The organism is Ketobacter alkanivorans (assembly GCF_002863865.1).
GTDB classification, from domain to species: domain Bacteria; phylum Pseudomonadota; class Gammaproteobacteria; order Pseudomonadales; family Ketobacteraceae; genus Ketobacter; species Ketobacter alkanivorans.
The window spans coordinates 1,517,501-1,533,013 of sequence record NZ_CP022684.1 but is presented as its reverse complement, the minus strand read 5'-3'; the positions used below and the strand labels follow the sequence as shown (position 1 = coordinate 1,533,013).

The following is a 15,513-nucleotide window of genomic DNA, read 5'->3' as shown; positions in this document are numbered from 1 at the left end:
TATGAACCCGGTTCCAGGCTTTGACGAGTTTCGATTCACATACGGTGGCTTTGCCCATCGTGTGTTAAAGAAAGGGGACGGCAGTGGCCCGGGGGTGCTCATTATTCAGGAGTTGCCGGGGATTACCCGTCATACCATTAAGCTGGCGGAGCGGCTTTATGCGGATGGCTTTACGGTGTATCTGCCGGTGTTGTTCGGTGAGCCGAATTCTCCGTTTGAACCTTTGAAAAACCTGGCCAAGGTTTGTGTCAGTTTTGAATTTCGAGTGCTGGCCAACCGGCGTCGTGGCCCGGTGGCTGACTGGTTGCGGGCCCTGTGTCGGCGCATGCAGCAAGAGTGTGGTGGCGTGCCGGTGGGTGCGATCGGTATGTGTTTTACCGGCGGCTTTGCCCTGACCCTGATGATCGACGAGGCTGTGGCGGCCCCGGTATCCTGTCAGCCCGGTAACCTGGATGGCATGCTGGGCAAAAAAGCACGCGCTTCATTGGGGGTGACCGCAGCGGATATGGCTGCAGCCCGTAAACGCTCCGAAGAGGATGACGTGCCGCTCATGGGCATGCGCTTCAGCCATGACGTGATGTGCCCCCGTTCCCGATTCGATTATTTGCAGGATCAGTTCGGTGAGCGCTTTCGGCGCATTGAAATTGATTCATCCCTGTTTAATGAGCGACGCATTCCCATCACCGCCCATTCGGTGCTGACCATTGATTTTGTCGATGAGCCGAATCATCCCACTCGTCGTGCCTACGATGAAATGGTGGCCTTTTTTCGTGAGCAACTTCACAAAAAGGCTGAGGCTTGATCATCGAAACGCAGCGATAGGCCATACTGTTCAAAGGGTTACTGATGCTGGTGGGAAAGCATATTTCGTTTTTCACCAGATGGGCCTGTATTTCTAATAACCAAACCAAATCCGTATCAAGTGCTACTTGAGGTAGTGCATTTGTCTAAAAAAAGGAGATTCACATGACTCGAACCCCTTGGTTCGGCGCATTTCTGTGTGCATTTGCAATGTTATCCACGCTTTCCTCACCCCTGTTGGCGGATGCTCCGCAACCGACAGCAGAAGAATCACAGATCATGGATGAGCAGGCTAAGTTTGAAGCCTGGGTGGCCCAGTTTGACGCCAGCCTCGACCGCCAGACCGGCACGATTGCCTTGCCTAATGGCGTGGCAACCCTGGACGTACCCGATGGTTACTACTATCTGTCCCCGCAGGATTCCCAGCGTGTGTTGGTGGAAGCCTGGGGCAACCCTGAAGGCGAACCGCCTTTGGGTATGTTGTTTCCGGCTGGCAAATCGCCGCTCGATGCTGATTCCTGGGGGGTAACCATTGATTACAGTGAAGACGGCTATGTATCCGACGAGGATGCCCACGAAATAGATTACGCTGAGCTGTTGCAGGATATGCAATCCAGCACTCGAGATGAAAGTAAAGAGCGCGTGCGCTTGGGCTATGAAGCGATTGAACTGGTGGATTGGGCTGCGCCCCCTTATTACGATGGTGTAGAGCACAAGCTGCACTGGGCCCAGGAGCTGAAATTTGGGGATATGGAGGATCACACCCTGAACTACAACATTCGCGTATTGGGGCGTAAAGGTTTTTTGCGGATGAATTTCATTGCCAACATGAGTCAGCTCAACGAGATCAATCGCAACGTGGATAGCGTGCTGGCCATGGCTCAGTTTAACGATGGTTACCGTTACGAGCAGTTCGATCCCGAGTATGACAAATACGCAGCATACGGCATCGGAGGCCTGGTGGCCGGTAAGGTGCTGGCGAAAACAGGCTTATTGGCCGGGTTGCTGATTTTTGGTAAGAAATTCGGCGTATTTATCATAGCAGGCCTGCTGGGTTTGGGTGCCAAACTGTTTAAACGCAACAAGGCCTGATCGCTGGCGGATGCCCGCAGATGCAGTTCACGCGGTTAGGGTTCCTGCCTGGTAGGCCTGGATCGCATCGTTGATCTGCTCGCGGGTATTCATCACAAAGGGGCCATATTGCACAATTGGCTCCTTGAGTGGCTTTCCTGCCAGTACCAGGATTTTGGCCTGACCCTGAGTGCTTAGAGTGACTTGTCCTTCGTGTTGAATACTGACCAGTTGCTGACCGCTCAGGGTTTCGTTGCCTATTCGCATGCTCCCTTCATAAAGAAACAATAAGGTTGTCAGTTCTGGTTTCAGGCTGAAGGTCAGCGGAACAGCATCGTTCAGCTCCACGTCCCACAGCTGCGGCAGGGTGGTGCGATCTTGAATGGCGCCCTGGATCTGTTCCGCCCCGAGGTTGAGTGAACCACCCAGTACATGGATGCGGTGTTGGCCTTGTTGCACGATGGGAATGTCATCGGGCTCCAGGTTATGGTACTCCGCAGCACGCATTTTTTCGGCCGCAGGCAAGTTCAGCCACAATTGAAAACCATGAAAAGCGCCGTCTTTCTGCAACGGCATCTCTGAGTGAATCACGCCGCGCCCCGCCGTCATCCACTGAGCGCCGCCGCTGGAAATGATACCCCGGTTGCCCATGTGATCCTGATGCTCCAACTGCCCTTGACGCATATAGGTGATGGTTTCAAAGCCTCGATGAGGGTGCGATGGAAACCCGGCAGCATAATCGTTGCCGTCTTCCGAGCGTATCTCATCCAGCATCAGGAACGGATCCATCACCGCATAATCGCCAGAGGGTGTTACGCGCTTGATTTTAACCCCGGCACCGTCTGAGGCTGGTCGTGCCACGATGCGGTGCAGGATCTTTACGGTATCTGTGTTGATGGTCATGGTCCGTTCCTCTTGCGGCTCAGGCTTTCAGCAGTTGATCGATGTCGTGCTTTGCGGCTGCCAGAATGTTTGGCGCTTCGTCTGCATTCATATTCAGTTTTTCTGCGAATACGAACTCAACATCGGTGATGCCGATAAAGCCCAGGAAGGTTTTCAGAAAGGGCGTTTGGGTATCAGCAGGCGTACCGGCATAGGCGCCACCGCGAGCACCCAGCACATAGGCTTTCTTGCCCTCCACCAGACCCACCGGGCCATTCTGGGTGTATTTGAACGTGGTGCCGGCGCGGGCAACCTGATCAATCCACGCTTTCAGGGTGGAAGGGATGCCAAAGTTGTACATGGGCACACTCAGCACCAGCACATCGGTGCTCAACAGTTCCTCAATCAGGGTATCACCGAGTTGCGCTAACTGCTTCTGTTGTTCGCTGCGCTCATGGGCGGCAGTAATATTGGCCTTAAAGGTATCAGCATCCAGATGAGGAACCGGCTGTTTCGCCAGGTCACGTACGGTGATGTCCGCTGTGGGGTGAGCAAGTTTGATGCTGTCCAGAAAATGCTGGGCCAGTGCGCTGGAGTTACCGTTTTCGCCAAACAGGCTGCTGCTGATGTGTAGTACTTTCATGTGAGTCTTCCTTTCCTTTTGAACGGGATTCGATGTGTTGTGGTATGCGTCTATAATAATTCGAATAAATAGATTTAAAATACGATAATATCGCTAAATTAAATCGATATTATCGAAAGGATTGTTATGCCTATCAACATGGCACCTAAAGTGACTCTCGAGCAATGGCGCGCTTTTCAGGCGGTTGTGGAATACGGTGGTTATGCCCAGGCGGCCCAAGCCATCCACAAAACCCAATCCACCCTCAGCTACGCGGTGCAGAAACTGGAGCAGTCGCTGGGGCTTCAGGTATTGGAGGTCATAGGCCGCAAAGCCCAGTTGACGGCAGCAGGCGAGGTATTGCTGCGACGCTCCCGGCAGGTATTGGAGGGGGCGCTTTCGCTGGAGCAAGTGGCTGCCAGCTTGTCCCGTGGTATCGAGCCTCGCCTGGATCTGGCCATTGATGTGGTGTTCCCCTATGACGAGCTGCTGTGCGTGCTGGCGCAGTTTTCCGACAGCTTCCCGGACACCCGTATAGAGCTGGTGGAATCGGTGTTGTCCGGTGGTCATGATCTGTTATTGGCGGGGCTGGTGGATGTGCTGGTGTCCACGGTGGTGCCGCCGGGCTTTGTCGGGGAGCCATTAATGCGTCTTGAGTTTGTCTGCGTCACTTGCCCAGAGCATCCTCTGCAGACACTTCAGCGTTCAGCTACGCTGCAGGATCTTAAGCAGTATCGACAGATGGTAACCCGAGATTCCGGGCCGCAGCGCCGCTTCAGTGCGCCCTGGCTGGAGGCCGAACAGCGCTGGACGGTCAGCAACCTCACCACTTCCATTCGCGCCATCAAGCAAGGGCTTGGTTTTGCCTGGGTGCCGCGCTTGCAAATTCAGGACGAATTGCGCTCAGGCGCACTGCTGCCACTGGATATGGAGGAGGGCGGGCTGCGTTACGGCGAGCTGTATCTGGTGTACAAAGATAAGGACGGGGCAGGTCCGGCGACACGATATTTGACCGACCTGCTGCAGGCCAGTTGTGAGCGAATGCAAAAGGCATATACCGGTGAGTAAGTTGCTGCGATGGATCAACTTATAGATCTATTTGCGGCCGCATTTTGCAAGTACCTCGAAAATATTTGGGTTAAAACGGACGAAAAATAAATGCGTGTTTAATGTGGAACAGCGGCGAGGAAACAACGATGGATCGACATTCTCCCATCATTGCTCTGGAATACGTGTCGGCGACTCTGATGTACGCACAACATTTAGGCATTGAGCTCAAGGATATTCAGCGCGCGGCTGCAGTCGATTTATCCAATCTGTCGGTGCGGCAGGAGCCCTTTTCCCTGGCTGAAGTACTCCGTCTGGCTCAAGCCTGTATTGCACTGACGAAGATCCCCCATTATGGATTGGCCAATGGCAATTACATTGGTTTGAGTTGCCACGGCATGGCAAGCCTCACCGCCATGCACCGCGCCACCTACGCAGAATACCTGGAGACCAGTTGTCGACTCTGCAACCTGCTGTTTCCTCCGCTCACCATGCATTACTTCGAAACCAAACAGCACGTAGGTCTACGCATTTATGAGTGTCTGTCATTGGCGCCGTGCACGCAGTACTTCATGGAATGGATCATGGCCAATTTCTACAACGTGTTTCATTTTCTGTTGGGCGCTGAATATAAGCCAGAGTACATAGCGTTCCCGTACCAGCGGCCGGGTTACCACAGCGACTATCAACGTTACCTGCAGTGTGCGGTGTATTTCGACGTAGAGCACGCAGAGTTCGCAGTAGACAAACAGCTCGCCCAAAAACCGCTGCCACTGGCCGATGCACGCATTGCCAACACGGCAGCCGAGCATTTTTATGATGCTTTTCCTTCCGATGAACAAGAAATATTACGCCAGGTACGTGAACTGCTAGCCCAAAACATCGAGGCCCAATTAACACTGGAGGAAGTCGCCGAGCAGCTGGAGCTGACCACTCGTACGTTGCGCCGTCGCTTGAGAAAGGCAGGCACCACCTATTTGGATATTGTGGATGAATTGCGTCGCGAAGCCGCTATTTCACAGCTGCTTTACAGTAACCGCCCCATTGTGGATGTTGCCGCCAGTTTGAACTTTTGCGATACGGCTTCTTTCAGCAAAGCCTTTAAGCGCTGGACCGGAAAGGCCCCTAGGGTATTTCGGTCCACGCAGTCCAATACCACACACTCTGGCTCTGCTAAAAACCCGTTCAACTAACCGCTTTGGCAACGCCGTCTCTATTGTCATTGCCAAAATTTTGAACGGTTCTGCCAATTAAATTGATGTTCAAGGTCATTTTCATATTGGCCGCTGCCGTTAGAATTGATGCCATGTTCGAAAGCGGAAGAACACAGGTGATGATGCCTGATAACGCATAATTGCAAGGGTAAAGGACTTCAGAGGGTCTCCTTCTATGCGATGGGCATCACCACTGTGTTTTTTTGATGGTCGTTCGAGAGTTATCTTCTCTTTTAGCATTTGTGCGTTGAATGCGCTCGCCACGCTGCGGATTGGGCTGCTCGTGGCGAGTTTTTCTTTTAATGCAGTTTCAGCGTCGGGCTTGCCCGGCGATTAATACGATCCCGCACTATCAATAGCAGCGTTCTGAATACGCCATGCAGGGTAAACTGATGCATGCGGTACAGAGTGATGTACATCACGCGCGCCAGCTTGCCTTCAAAGGTAAAATCCTTACTGAGGTTGCCCATGATATTCCCCACGCTGCCATTGCGGCTTAAGGAAATCAAGGAGCCCTTATCTTGATATACAAACTTCAGCAAGGGTTTGCCTGCCATACGCCGTTGCAGTGATTTTGACAGCAGCAATGCCTGTTGATGGGCAGATTGGGCGCGCGGTGGAACCGGTGTCTCTGCATCCTGGCGAGGGCACTGGGCGCAGTCCCCAAAGGCAAAGATATTTTCATCCTGCGTGGTCTGCAAGGTGTCACGTACCACTAACTGATTGATACGATTGCTTTCCAGCCCGGCGATTCCGTTTAAGAACTCAGGGGCTTTGATACCAGCGCTCCATACTTTCAAAAACGCAGGCACAAACTTTCCGCTTTTGGTATGCAAGCCATCGGCGGTGATCTCGGTCACCATTTCATTGGTGAGCACCTCAATGTTCAGCTCTTTGAGCTGACGCAATATCGCTGCAGACGCTTTTTCAGACAGCACCGGTAACACCCGATTGGCCGCTTCGATAATGGTAATGGTGAGGTTTTCGGGCTTGATCTGATCGAAGCCGTACTCCACCAATTCATGGGCAGAATGATTCAGCTCTGCCGCCAGTTCCACGCCGGTGGCACCGGCTCCCACGATGGCGATGTTGCAGTGCTTCGGCTCCGCACTGGGATCTTGGCTTGCTTTCAAATATTCGTTTAGAAACTTGCGATGAAAGGCCTCCGCGGCAGCACGCTTATCCAGAAAGATGCAGTGCTCGGCAGCGCCTGTGGTGCCGAAGTCGTTGGTGTTGCTACCGATGGCAATGACCAGGGTGTCATAGGGCAGTGCACGTTGGGGCAGAATTTGCTCATCGCCTTCCACGTGAGGCTCCAGGATCAAATGTTTCTGCTCACGGTCCAGGCCGCTCATGCGCCCCATAATGAACTTGAAATGATGACGCTGGGCATGGGCTACATAATTCAGTTCGTCCACATCGGCATTCAGCACCCCGGCAGCCACTTCATGCAGCCTTGGCTTCCACAGATGCGTCATATTGGCATCCACCAAAGTAATGTCGGCGCTGCCCCGTTTTCCCGCTTTGTTGCCAAGAAGTGTGGCCAGCTCCAGCCCGCCAGCGCCCCCTCCTACAATAACGATGCGATGAGTGTTCATGTTAATTACCTTTTATGAAGTTAGAATTCTGTATAGACCGTGCTGGGACTGCGTGGTCACTGAGTGTCGGGCCGTGCGGCAGAGGGCGGCCATTCTAGTGACCAAAATGGTGCAGGCAATGACAGTTTTTCAGCCCGGCGGCGTCCCCAGGGCAATAGCATTTATGACAGCAGGCGTGGCACCCGGTGCCAGGGTCAGATGGGTTGTTTCAGTGTTACCAGGATGATCACCGCTACCAATATAAACACCGGAGCTTCGTTGAATACACGGTAAAACTTCTCGCTGCGGGTATTCTGGTCTGCCGCAAATTTTTTCATCAAGGCGCCACACATGTGGTGATAGCCAATCAGCAGAACGATTAACGTCAGCTTGATATGCATCCACATGGCGGATTTGAAATAAGGGTCCCAGCGGTCTACCAGCATCCACAGGCCCAATACCAAGGCCACCACCATGGATGGTGTCATGATGCCGCGATACAGCTTCCGCTCCATGATCTTAAAGCGTTCAGAGCCACGTTTATCGCCCTCTGCATTGGCCTGACAGTGATACACGAACAGGCGGGGTAGATAAAACAGTGCAGCAAACCAGCACACAATGGCAATGATATGGAAAGCTTTAACCCACAACATAAACGATCCTAAATCTGATAATGATGCTCAATGTCCTGCCTGCGTACCAGGCCAAACACCCGATAGATGCTGGGGGCGGACATACGTCGGACATAAACCGCACTGACATTCGCCTTATTCATAGCCTCCAGCGCTTCCTGCAGGGTGGCGCTCAGCAAAACCGGCACCACATTATCCCGTTTTCCCGGAATTTCCAACAGATTGATGGAGACTTCCGTTGCGGGCGCGTCGCCCCGTTCCAGACTGGACACATATAATGCCAGATCCGCAGCAGGCAGATGGTGTGAGGGCAGGCCATCTTTCTCCAGCATCAACCAGTTCGGCTGCTTTTTGAGGATATCGTCAGCCTCTTCCAGCGTGATCAGCTGGTTTACCCGGCAAATATTTCGGTCCATCACGGCCGCCACCCCAACCCGGTGCAGATGACTGGCGAGGGGGCTCACATGAACAGAAATGCCCTGTGCCTCCAGTAATGTCTGGAATATGCCCTTCTGGCGGAATACCTGCGAGGTGATCAAGCTGGAAATAACCACCACCAACATACCCGGAAAGATGATGTTGGCCTCGAAGGTCAGCTCCAGCAGGGTCATCAGTGCCGCCAGGGGCGCTTGCAGCGTTGCTGCCATCATGCCCGCCATACCCAAAAGCACATACATTGTGTTGTTGGAATCCTGCGGTAGCAGCGCCTTGCCCAGCTCACCAAACAAACCACCCGCCATGGCTCCGATGACCAGAGCCGGGCCAATCACACCGGCTGGCAAGCCTGCCCCCACGCAGGCACTGGTAGCGATGATTTTCAGTGCCATCACCAACAGCAGCGTGCTGACGGTAAGGCTGCCGATCATAGCTGCGTCTACAGTGTCATAGCCAACACCAAGAATTTCAGGCGCGCCATATCCACACACCGCGGTCACCATGCCCGCCAGAAAAAAGCGCCAGCCCACACCCAGCGTGTTGGTTCGGTCGTAACAGGCACGTGAAAGGTAGATCAGCGCGGCCGCCAGACAGCCAATAAGCACACCGCAGGCCACCACAAACGGCAGCTCCATCAAGCTGCCCAGCTGCACCTCCGGAATAGCGAATGCAGGCTCATGGCCGTACACAGCGCGAGTCAGTGATGCGCCCACCACGGATGCCAGGATGATGGGTATAAATGTAGACATGCTGTATTCCATCATGATCACTTCCATAGCGAAAATGACCCCGGCGATAGGCGTATTGAAGGATGCCGAAATAGCCGCCGCACAACCGCAACCAGTGAGCACTCGCAAACTGTTATTGGGGAGTCGAGCCCATTGCCCCAACAGGCTGCTGCCCGCCGCCCCCAGGTGCACCGCAGGGCCTTCCCGCCCCATGGACAGGCCGCTGATCAGCGTGGCTGCTGCACCAAAAAATTGCACCAGAAGGCTGCGCAAGCTGATCGCGCCCTGAAACAGGTTGAAGCGCTCGATCACATAACCCGCCCCCATGCGACGGTCATCCTTCGCCAAGTAATGAAAACCGACCCCCAATAGCGCGGCACCAGTAAGCGGCAGCGCCCCCCGAATCACGGGGCTTAGCCCTTCGAAATTCTCCGAGTGCTCCGGCAGCAACAAATTTAGTATCAGCTCAATAAACACACGAAACACGATAATAATCAGGCCTGAGATCAAGCCTGCCAGTATGCCCAGCAATGCCAGCAGCGGCACCGCGTCCAGTGAGGATAATCGTTCTCGTATGCGATCAAGATCAAAGTTCATAACGGGACAGGTCAGCCAAATACGCTACGCTTAGCGTAAGCAGAAATTTCACAAGCGCCGTTTGCTCACCCTATCAGTCACAAAGGCGGCTTGTCTGAAAGCTCATTTCAAGCAAAAATTTTGCCTAAACAAAAGCTTAGGATTTTTAATAAGGTTCCAGCTGCATTATGATTGCACATTCTATCGTCTGTAACGAATCGAGAAACCCATGAATCATAACGCAAAAATTAAAATCGGCATCGTAGGCGGAACAGGTTATACCGGTGTCGAATTGCTGCGATTGCTGGTTCAACACCCCAATGTAGAGTTGACCGCAGTAACCTCACGATCTGAGGCAGGGCAAGATGTGCATGGTCTGTACCCAAACCTGCGGGGTCATCTGGATCTCCAGTTCACGGCGCCGGATGTCGACAACCTGAGCCAGTGTGATCTGGTGTTCTTTGCGACTCCGAATGGCGTTGCCATGAAGTTGGTGCCCGAGCTGCTTAAGGCAAATGTCAAAATTGTCGATCTGGCCGCAGACTTCCGCCTTAAAGATCCGCTAGTCTGGGAGCAGTGGTACGGAATGCCCCATGCCTGTGTGGATGTATTGGAGCAAGCAGTATACGGCTTGCCCGAAATGAATCGTACACAAATTGCTCAAGCCAGCATAGTGGCCAACCCCGGCTGCTACCCGACAGCGGTGCAATTGGGCTATCTGCCGTTACTGGAAAAGGGGTTGATTGATCCCCAGCACCTGATCGCCGACTCCAAATCTGGCGTCAGTGGCGCGGGCCGAGAGGCAAAACTGGGGTCGCTGTTATGCGAAGCCAGTGAGAGCTTTAAAGCCTACGGCGTAGCGGGGCACCGTCATTTACCCGAAATCAGGCAAGGCTTGAGCCAGGCAACCGGCTCGCCGGTGGGGTTGACCTTTGTGCCTCATCTGACGCCTATGATCCGTGGTATTCATGCCACCCTGTATGGGCGTTTGAATGCAGACAGCGGCGATTTGCAGGCGCTGTACGAAGCCCGTTTCGCCGCTGAGCCCTTTGTGGATGTGATGCCGGCAGGATCATTGCCCGAAACCCGCAGTGTAAAAGGGTCGAATAACTGCCGGATAGCCGTACATGTACCGCAGGGCGGTGATACCGTTGTGGTGCTGTCGGTGATTGACAACCTGGTAAAAGGTGCTGCCGGACAGGCAGTGCAAAATATGAACATCATGTGCGGTCTACCTGAATCAGCTGGTCTGAATCAGGTGGCCCTGATGCCCTGAGGCTGACCTGTGGCCAAGCCAACCGGTAGCCCTGATCCGCAGATGATGTTGGTGTCACAGCGGCAGACGCCCCTTTGGAAGCGTCTGCTGATGTCGTCGCTGGTTTTGTTTCTGGTGGCAGGTGGTTTTTTTATAGCCGGTTATTACCAGGGCATTCGTGAGAAAATTCATGTGCTGGATGAGCGCGCCGAGCTGCGCCTGGAGACCGAGCAGCTCAAGCAGGATGTGTCGCAACTGCAAGAACAGGCGGCCATTCACAAACACGGTAGCGAGCTGGAACGGCAAGCCTCTGAGCGGGTTAGAAAAGAAAACATAAGCCTGCAGAACCGGGTGTCCGAACTGGAAGAGGCCGTGAGCTTTTACAAAGGCATCATGGCTCCGCGTAAAAATGATAAAGGTCTGCGTATAGAGCGGTTGGAGCTGTCCTCCACGGTCAATAAAAGGCGCTTTAAATACAAAGTGGTCATGACCCAGGTGGCGGATAATAGCTCCTATATCAGTGGCAGCGTGTCCCTGAATTTGGTCGGGGTGCGACAGGGCGTAAAAGAAAGCATCCCCTTCGAGCAGCTGTCGCAGGAGCAGTCATCCAGTGGAATACCGTTTAAATTCCGCTATTTCCAGAACGTGGATGGAGAAATTGTGGTTCCGGACGAATTTGTTCCGGAACAAATTGAGGTGATCGCGCAGTCAAAAGGTCGTAAAGCGACTAGACTTGAAAAGCGATTTGATTGGAACGTGCTAGAGGTAAAAGGCGATGTGGGGAAAGGATAAAACTAAAAAGGTAGACTTCGACCGTCATGCTGGAAAAACCACCATGATCGCGAAAGGCACAGAGATTAATGGCGATGTGAAATTCGAAGGCGGCTTGCTGGTTGAAGGCACCATAAAAGGCAATGTGCGCGCCGAAGAGGGCAGCGAAGCCCTGCTACGCCTCAGCGAGGCAGGCGAAATCGAAGGTGAAATCCATGTGCCTAACGTGGTCGTCAATGGCAAAGTGAACGGGGATGTACACTCGTCCACCCATGTCGAGTTGGCAGCGAAAGCCATCGTCAACGGCAACGTCCATTACAACCTGATCGAGATGGTGATGGGGGCCGAGGTTAATGGCTCCCTGGTGCATAGCCAGCAAAAGCCCGCTCCGGTTGAGGCATCCATCAGCCTGGATAAGAAAGTCAAACGTGATGGTAAGCTTCCTCCCGTAGATGCGAAAATGGAAACCAAGCAGAGTCCAGCCTAAAGCAGCTATTCTTGACTACTTTAGTCGGAATTATCATAATCCGAAGACGGTGCCATTAGGCACCGTCAGTAGTTTAAGAGGAGTACCTGGTACCGTGACAGACGAAGCAGCAATGCGATTCACCGACAGCGCAGCCCGCAAAGTCAAATCCCTGATTGAGGAAGAAGGAAACGACAACCTCAAATTGAGGGTGTACATCACCGGTGGCGGCTGTTCAGGTTTTTCCTACGGCTTCAAGTTTGAAGATGAAGTCAAAGATGATGATACCAAGGTTGAAAATCAAGGGGTTATGCTAGTGGTTGACCCTATGAGTATTCAGTATCTGGCGGGTTCTGAGGTGGACTATACCGAGGGGCTGCAAGGTTCTCAGTTTGTGGTTACAAACCCCAATGCCACTAGTACCTGTGGCTGTGGCTCTTCATTCTCAATCTAGTTTCTCCCCTGGGCTTATGCCCCCTTCAGCTTTGCGGTCGTCTATTTTTTGTACAGGCCGCCCAGCAAAACGGGTTCAGACGCACCGGTGAACGGGCCGGTGTTCATTTTGATACCCTCGTTAAAGCACATTGCCAACCAGGCAAAGCACATGGCTTCCACCCAGTCCGGGTCTATACCCAGCATCATAGTGCTGTCAACGGGGCACGAACTTAGAGCCTGCAAGCGCTCCACTAGCTGACGGTTATGCACACCACCACCACACACCAGCACCCGGCTCGTCTCCATGGGCAGCGCAGCAATGGCATCGCACACCGAGCGCACAGTTAACTCCAAGAGCGTTGCCTGGATATCTTCAGGTTGATATTGAGCCAATACGCGACTTGCCCTAGCCTCCAGCCAGGATAAATTAAAGTACTCCTTGCCGGTGCTTTTTGGGGCGGGCTTGGCAAAATAAGGATCATCCAGCCACATGTTCAGCAGCTCAGTGATCACTGAGCCCTGTTTTGCCCACTCACCGTTGGCATCAAAAGCCTTACCCAGATGTTGCTGACACCAGGCGTCCATCAATCCGCTGGCAGGCCCGGTATCCATAGCGATGGGAGCATGTGTTGCCTGCTTCGTGGCGGGTAGCATGGTAATGTTGGCGATCCCGCCCAGGTTGAGGATCACCCTGTTTTCATTCTCGTCACTGAAAAAGGTTTGATGGAACAAGGGTGCCAGCGGCGCACCCTGGCCCCCGCATGCCATGTCCCGCCGTCGGAAATCAGCCACCACGTCGATACCAGTAACATGAGCGATGCAGTTTGGATCACCAATTTGCAGTGTAAAGGGGTTGGGTTGATCAGGGCGGTGGCGAACGGTCTGGCCATGACTGCCAATGGCATTTACTGCTGTGGCAGGCATGTTTGCAGAGTCTAATAATGCCAAGCAGGCGTCAGCAAACAGCAGCCCTAACTCCTGATCCATCGCCCCCATCAGATCAATTTGCGCCTCGCCGGGCGTAAAAAGCGACATCAAACGGGCTTTCGTTGTATCTGGAAAGGGGTGTAAGTGCTGTGCCAGCAACTCGGGCCGGCCTTTATCAAAAGAAACCAGCGCTGCGTCTATGCCGTCGGCGCTGGTTCCAGAGATCAAACCAATATACAGGTCGTTTGACCCCATTATTGATCCAAGTTGGCGACTTTTTCGCTTTCCATGGCAGCGGCATAGGTCGAAAGTTGACCTTCCATCTGCTTCGCCAAAGCCAGGAATGCTTCCTTATCCTGCTTGGCTATGGGTTCCGCGTGAGGCAGTTTGACCGTCACAGGATTGCGCACCGCTCCGTTCAGGTAAAACTCGTAATGCAGGTGGGGGCCGGTGGCCAAGCCAGTGCTGCCCACATAACCGATAACCTGACCCTGTCGCACCCGTGTACCCGAGCGGATGCCGCGAGCATAATTGTGCATGTGTGCATATAGGGTCTTGTAAGCTTGCCCATGCTGAATAATCACCACCTTTCCATAGCCGCCTTTTCTGCCGGCAAACACCACTTTGCCATCACCGGTTGCCTTGATCGGCGTACCGCGGGACGCAGCATAGTCAGTACCTTTGTGCGCGCGGATAGTGTGTAAAACGGGGTGTTTTCTGCTCAGGTTGAAATGAGAGCTAATGCGTGCAAAATCGATGGGGCTACGCAGAAAAGCCTTGCGCATACTATCCCCTTCAGGAGTGAAATAGCTGGCCCCGCGATCAGAAGTTTCATAGCGGATAGCTGTGAACGTCTGTCCTTGATTAGTGAACTGAGCGCCGAGAATATCGCCGTCCTTCACCTTCTCACCGTCCAAATGCAGTTCCTGATAAATCACCCGAAAGGAATCTCCCTGGCGAATATCCAGGGCGAAGTCCACATCCCAGCCAAAAATGCTGGCCAGCTCCATGGTCATTGATTCTGATAAGCCTGCTTTTTGCGCTGCAAGGAACAAAGAAGAATTAATAGTCCCTTCAGCGTAAGAGGTGTAAGGCACCAGCTCCTTGATTTCCATGCGGGCCTGATAGCCTTCTTCGCCTTGCTCAATCAACAGGCTATCGGTGCGTGAAATAACGTATTCCAGCGCCACCAGCTTCTGATCTTCAATGGCAAAACGCATAACCTGGCCAGGGTGAATTTTTTTCAGCTGATCCACGTCGCCTTTGCCCGACATCACCTCGTGCACATCGCGGGATCCCAAGCCTACTCGCTTGAAAATATGGCTGAGCGTGTCGCCGCTGCGTACTTTTTCATCCAGCCAGTGACGCTGGGGTGCCAGCTCAGCCACGCCAGCGTCATCCAGCAACGGCTCGTCCGCATTCTGCGCATCGGCGATAACCTGATCAGCCAGTTGCGCTGGGCTACTGGTAGCCTTATCAAAAGCGGGCTTGAGGCGCACGGTCTTGGTGGCGGTCGCATCAGGGGAGGGCAGCAAAGTCAGTGTCAGCACCATGATGGCTGAACAAGCTGCCGCCGCCATCAAATGAATGCGGGGATATGATGTTTTGGGCTTAGACCCTGGGTTGTGATGTCTAGTCATACCTAATTCGAGTAGATTCTGCCTTCCTGCGATAAGTGGTTCATTATAAGGATAGTTGAAACCGAATGTTACAGAAACTTTAACTTGCAGATTGCGCTGCCGATCACAGATCAGATGGCGGTGGGCCGCAGTCCTGATGACAAAATTCTCCGCCTCAAAGACTGGGGCTTTATACCCAGCGTGCTACAATATCGCCCTTTTTTCAGCTCAGACCAACGTTAATAAGGTGGAAAACGTGTCGAATTCCGTGGAACAGGCATTGGCCCTAATCAAGCGAGGCGCAGAAGAAATCCTTCTGGAAGAAGATCTTATCGAAAAGCTAAAAGAGGGTAGGCCGCTCAGAATCAAAGCAGGGTTCGATCCAACCGCGCCTGATCTGCACCTCGGGCACACCGTCCTGATTAACAAGCTGCGACAGTTTCAGGATCTGGGGC

16 protein-coding genes (1 of these 16 running past the window's edge) are annotated in these 15,513 nt (G+C 53.3%); 9 read left to right on the top strand and 7 right to left on the bottom strand.

All coding sequences use genetic code 11. The features are described 5' to 3' along the window. Position 1 precedes the first annotated feature (1 nt). Together Kalk_RS06610 and Kalk_RS06605 are read left to right on the top strand one after the other, a co-directional pair. On the top strand, positions 2–802 hold the full coding sequence (locus Kalk_RS06610) for a dienelactone hydrolase family protein (protein ID WP_101893436.1): 801 nt from the start codon (positions 2–4) through the stop codon (positions 800–802). Positions 803–966: 164 nt separating this feature from the next. Beyond that, positions 967–1,893 carry a DUF2167 domain-containing protein gene (locus Kalk_RS06605; protein ID WP_101893435.1) on the top strand — a complete coding sequence of 309 codons (927 nt, stop codon included), beginning with the start codon at positions 967–969 and terminating at the stop codon, positions 1,891–1,893. A gap of 27 nt (positions 1,894–1,920) precedes the next feature. On the opposite strand, the gene Kalk_RS06600 is transcribed toward Kalk_RS06605, so the two are convergent. After that, the gene (locus Kalk_RS06600) at positions 1,921–2,775 is read right to left on the bottom strand and encodes a pirin family protein (protein ID WP_101893434.1); all 855 of its coding nucleotides are present in this window, start codon (positions 2,773–2,775) and stop codon (positions 1,921–1,923) included. A gap of 19 nt (positions 2,776–2,794) precedes the next feature. Continuing rightward, on the bottom strand, positions 2,795–3,397 hold the full coding sequence (locus Kalk_RS06595) for an FMN-dependent NADH-azoreductase (protein WP_101893433.1): 603 nt from the start codon (positions 3,395–3,397) through the stop codon (positions 2,795–2,797). Between the two features lie 126 nt (positions 3,398–3,523). On the opposite strand from Kalk_RS06595, the gene Kalk_RS06590 reads away from it, so the two are divergent. Together Kalk_RS06590 and Kalk_RS06585 are read left to right on the top strand one after the other, a co-directional pair. Continuing rightward, positions 3,524–4,444, top strand: coding sequence for a LysR family transcriptional regulator (locus Kalk_RS06590; RefSeq protein ID WP_233716836.1), 921 nt, complete (start codon positions 3,524–3,526; stop codon positions 4,442–4,444). Between the two features lie 128 nt (positions 4,445–4,572). Beyond that, the gene (locus Kalk_RS06585; RefSeq protein ID WP_158643342.1) at positions 4,573–5,616 is read left to right on the top strand and encodes an AraC family transcriptional regulator; all 1,044 of its coding nucleotides are present in this window, start codon (positions 4,573–4,575) and stop codon (positions 5,614–5,616) included. Positions 5,617–5,936: 320 nt separating this feature from the next. Here Kalk_RS06585 and Kalk_RS06580 read toward each other — a convergent pair whose 3' ends face one another. The 3 genes from Kalk_RS06580 to Kalk_RS06570 all read right to left on the bottom strand — a co-directional run bounded on the left by Kalk_RS06580 (position 5,937) and on the right by Kalk_RS06570 (position 9,606). Continuing rightward, on the bottom strand, positions 5,937–7,235 hold the full coding sequence (locus tag Kalk_RS06580; RefSeq protein WP_101893431.1) for an NAD(P)/FAD-dependent oxidoreductase: 1,299 nt from the start codon (positions 7,233–7,235) through the stop codon (positions 5,937–5,939). Between the two features lie 194 nt (positions 7,236–7,429). After that, a complete protein-coding gene (gene hemJ / locus Kalk_RS06575; protein WP_101893430.1) occupies positions 7,430–7,867 on the bottom strand; it encodes a protoporphyrinogen oxidase HemJ in 438 nt (145 codons plus the stop codon). 8 nt (positions 7,868–7,875) lie between these two features. Then, positions 7,876–9,606: a chloride channel protein gene (locus tag Kalk_RS06570; protein WP_101893429.1), complete on the bottom strand. Its 1,731-nt coding sequence runs from the start codon at positions 9,604–9,606 to the stop codon at positions 7,876–7,878. Between the two features lie 208 nt (positions 9,607–9,814). Here Kalk_RS06570 and argC point away from each other — a divergent pair, with 208 nt between their 5' ends. The 4 genes from argC (at position 9,815) to erpA (ending at position 12,531) form a co-directional block, all read left to right on the top strand. Next, positions 9,815–10,861: an N-acetyl-gamma-glutamyl-phosphate reductase gene (gene argC / locus Kalk_RS06565; RefSeq protein WP_101893428.1), complete on the top strand. Its 1,047-nt coding sequence runs from the start codon at positions 9,815–9,817 to the stop codon at positions 10,859–10,861. Between the two features lie 9 nt (positions 10,862–10,870). Next, the gene (locus Kalk_RS06560; protein WP_101893427.1) at positions 10,871–11,632 is read left to right on the top strand and encodes a DUF6776 family protein; all 762 of its coding nucleotides are present in this window, start codon (positions 10,871–10,873) and stop codon (positions 11,630–11,632) included. After that, on the top strand, positions 11,616–12,098 hold the full coding sequence (locus Kalk_RS06555; protein ID WP_101893426.1) for a bactofilin family protein: 483 nt from the start codon (positions 11,616–11,618) through the stop codon (positions 12,096–12,098). The genes Kalk_RS06560 and Kalk_RS06555 overlap by 17 nt, the downstream gene beginning before the upstream one ends. A gap of 112 nt (positions 12,099–12,210) precedes the next feature. Then, positions 12,211–12,531: an iron-sulfur cluster insertion protein ErpA gene (erpA, locus tag Kalk_RS06550; RefSeq protein WP_101893425.1), complete on the top strand. Its 321-nt coding sequence runs from the start codon at positions 12,211–12,213 to the stop codon at positions 12,529–12,531. 41 nt (positions 12,532–12,572) lie between these two features. Here the strand turns inward: erpA and Kalk_RS06545 are convergent, their stop codons facing one another. Together Kalk_RS06545 and Kalk_RS06540 are read right to left on the bottom strand one after the other, a co-directional pair. Continuing rightward, entirely contained in the window at positions 12,573–13,694 is a 1,122-nt protein-coding gene (locus tag Kalk_RS06545) for an anhydro-N-acetylmuramic acid kinase (protein ID WP_101893424.1), read from the bottom strand. Then, positions 13,694–15,079: an OapA family protein gene (locus Kalk_RS06540; protein ID WP_101893423.1), complete on the bottom strand. Its 1,386-nt coding sequence runs from the start codon at positions 15,077–15,079 to the stop codon at positions 13,694–13,696. The genes Kalk_RS06545 and Kalk_RS06540 overlap by 1 nt, the downstream gene beginning before the upstream one ends. 235 nt (positions 15,080–15,314) lie before the next feature. Between Kalk_RS06540 and tyrS the strand changes: the two genes are divergently transcribed. Further along, positions 15,315–15,513, top strand: partial view of a tyrosine--tRNA ligase gene (gene tyrS / locus Kalk_RS06535; RefSeq protein ID WP_233716832.1) — the 5' end (the start) only. It continues 1,007 nt past the right edge of the window; only the first 199 of its 1,206 coding nucleotides appear in the window; its start codon is at positions 15,315–15,317; its stop codon lies off the right edge, out of view.

What these genes read in the sequence shown, in the direction of transcription:
- Kalk_RS06610 (WP_101893436.1), top strand. Translation starts at nt 2, where the DNA reads ATGAACCCGGTTCCAGGCTTTGACGAGTTTCGATTCACATACGGTGGC.
- Kalk_RS06605 (WP_101893435.1), top strand. Translation starts at nt 967, where the DNA reads ATGACTCGAACCCCTTGGTTCGGCGCATTTCTGTGTGCATTTGCAATG.
- Kalk_RS06600 (WP_101893434.1), bottom strand. Translation starts at nt 2,775, where the DNA reads ATGACCATCAACACAGATACCGTAAAGATCCTGCACCGCATCGTGGCA.
- Kalk_RS06595 (WP_101893433.1), bottom strand. Translation starts at nt 3,397, where the DNA reads ATGAAAGTACTACACATCAGCAGCAGCCTGTTTGGCGAAAACGGTAAC.
- Kalk_RS06590 (WP_233716836.1), top strand. Translation starts at nt 3,524, where the DNA reads ATGCCTATCAACATGGCACCTAAAGTGACTCTCGAGCAATGGCGCGCT.
- Kalk_RS06585 (WP_158643342.1), top strand. Translation starts at nt 4,573, where the DNA reads ATGGATCGACATTCTCCCATCATTGCTCTGGAATACGTGTCGGCGACT.
- Kalk_RS06580 (WP_101893431.1), bottom strand. Translation starts at nt 7,235, where the DNA reads ATGAACACTCATCGCATCGTTATTGTAGGAGGGGGCGCTGGCGGGCTG.
- hemJ (WP_101893430.1), bottom strand. Translation starts at nt 7,867, where the DNA reads ATGTTGTGGGTTAAAGCTTTCCATATCATTGCCATTGTGTGCTGGTTT.
- Kalk_RS06570 (WP_101893429.1), bottom strand. Translation starts at nt 9,606, where the DNA reads ATGAACTTTGATCTTGATCGCATACGAGAACGATTATCCTCACTGGAC.
- argC (WP_101893428.1), top strand. Translation starts at nt 9,815, where the DNA reads ATGAATCATAACGCAAAAATTAAAATCGGCATCGTAGGCGGAACAGGT.
- Kalk_RS06555 (WP_101893426.1), top strand. Translation starts at nt 11,616, where the DNA reads ATGTGGGGAAAGGATAAAACTAAAAAGGTAGACTTCGACCGTCATGCT.
- erpA (WP_101893425.1), top strand. Translation starts at nt 12,211, where the DNA reads ATGCGATTCACCGACAGCGCAGCCCGCAAAGTCAAATCCCTGATTGAG.
- Kalk_RS06545 (WP_101893424.1), bottom strand. Translation starts at nt 13,694, where the DNA reads ATGGGGTCAAACGACCTGTATATTGGTTTGATCTCTGGAACCAGCGCC.
- Kalk_RS06540 (WP_101893423.1), bottom strand. Translation starts at nt 15,079, where the DNA reads ATGACTAGACATCACAACCCAGGGTCTAAGCCCAAAACATCATATCCC.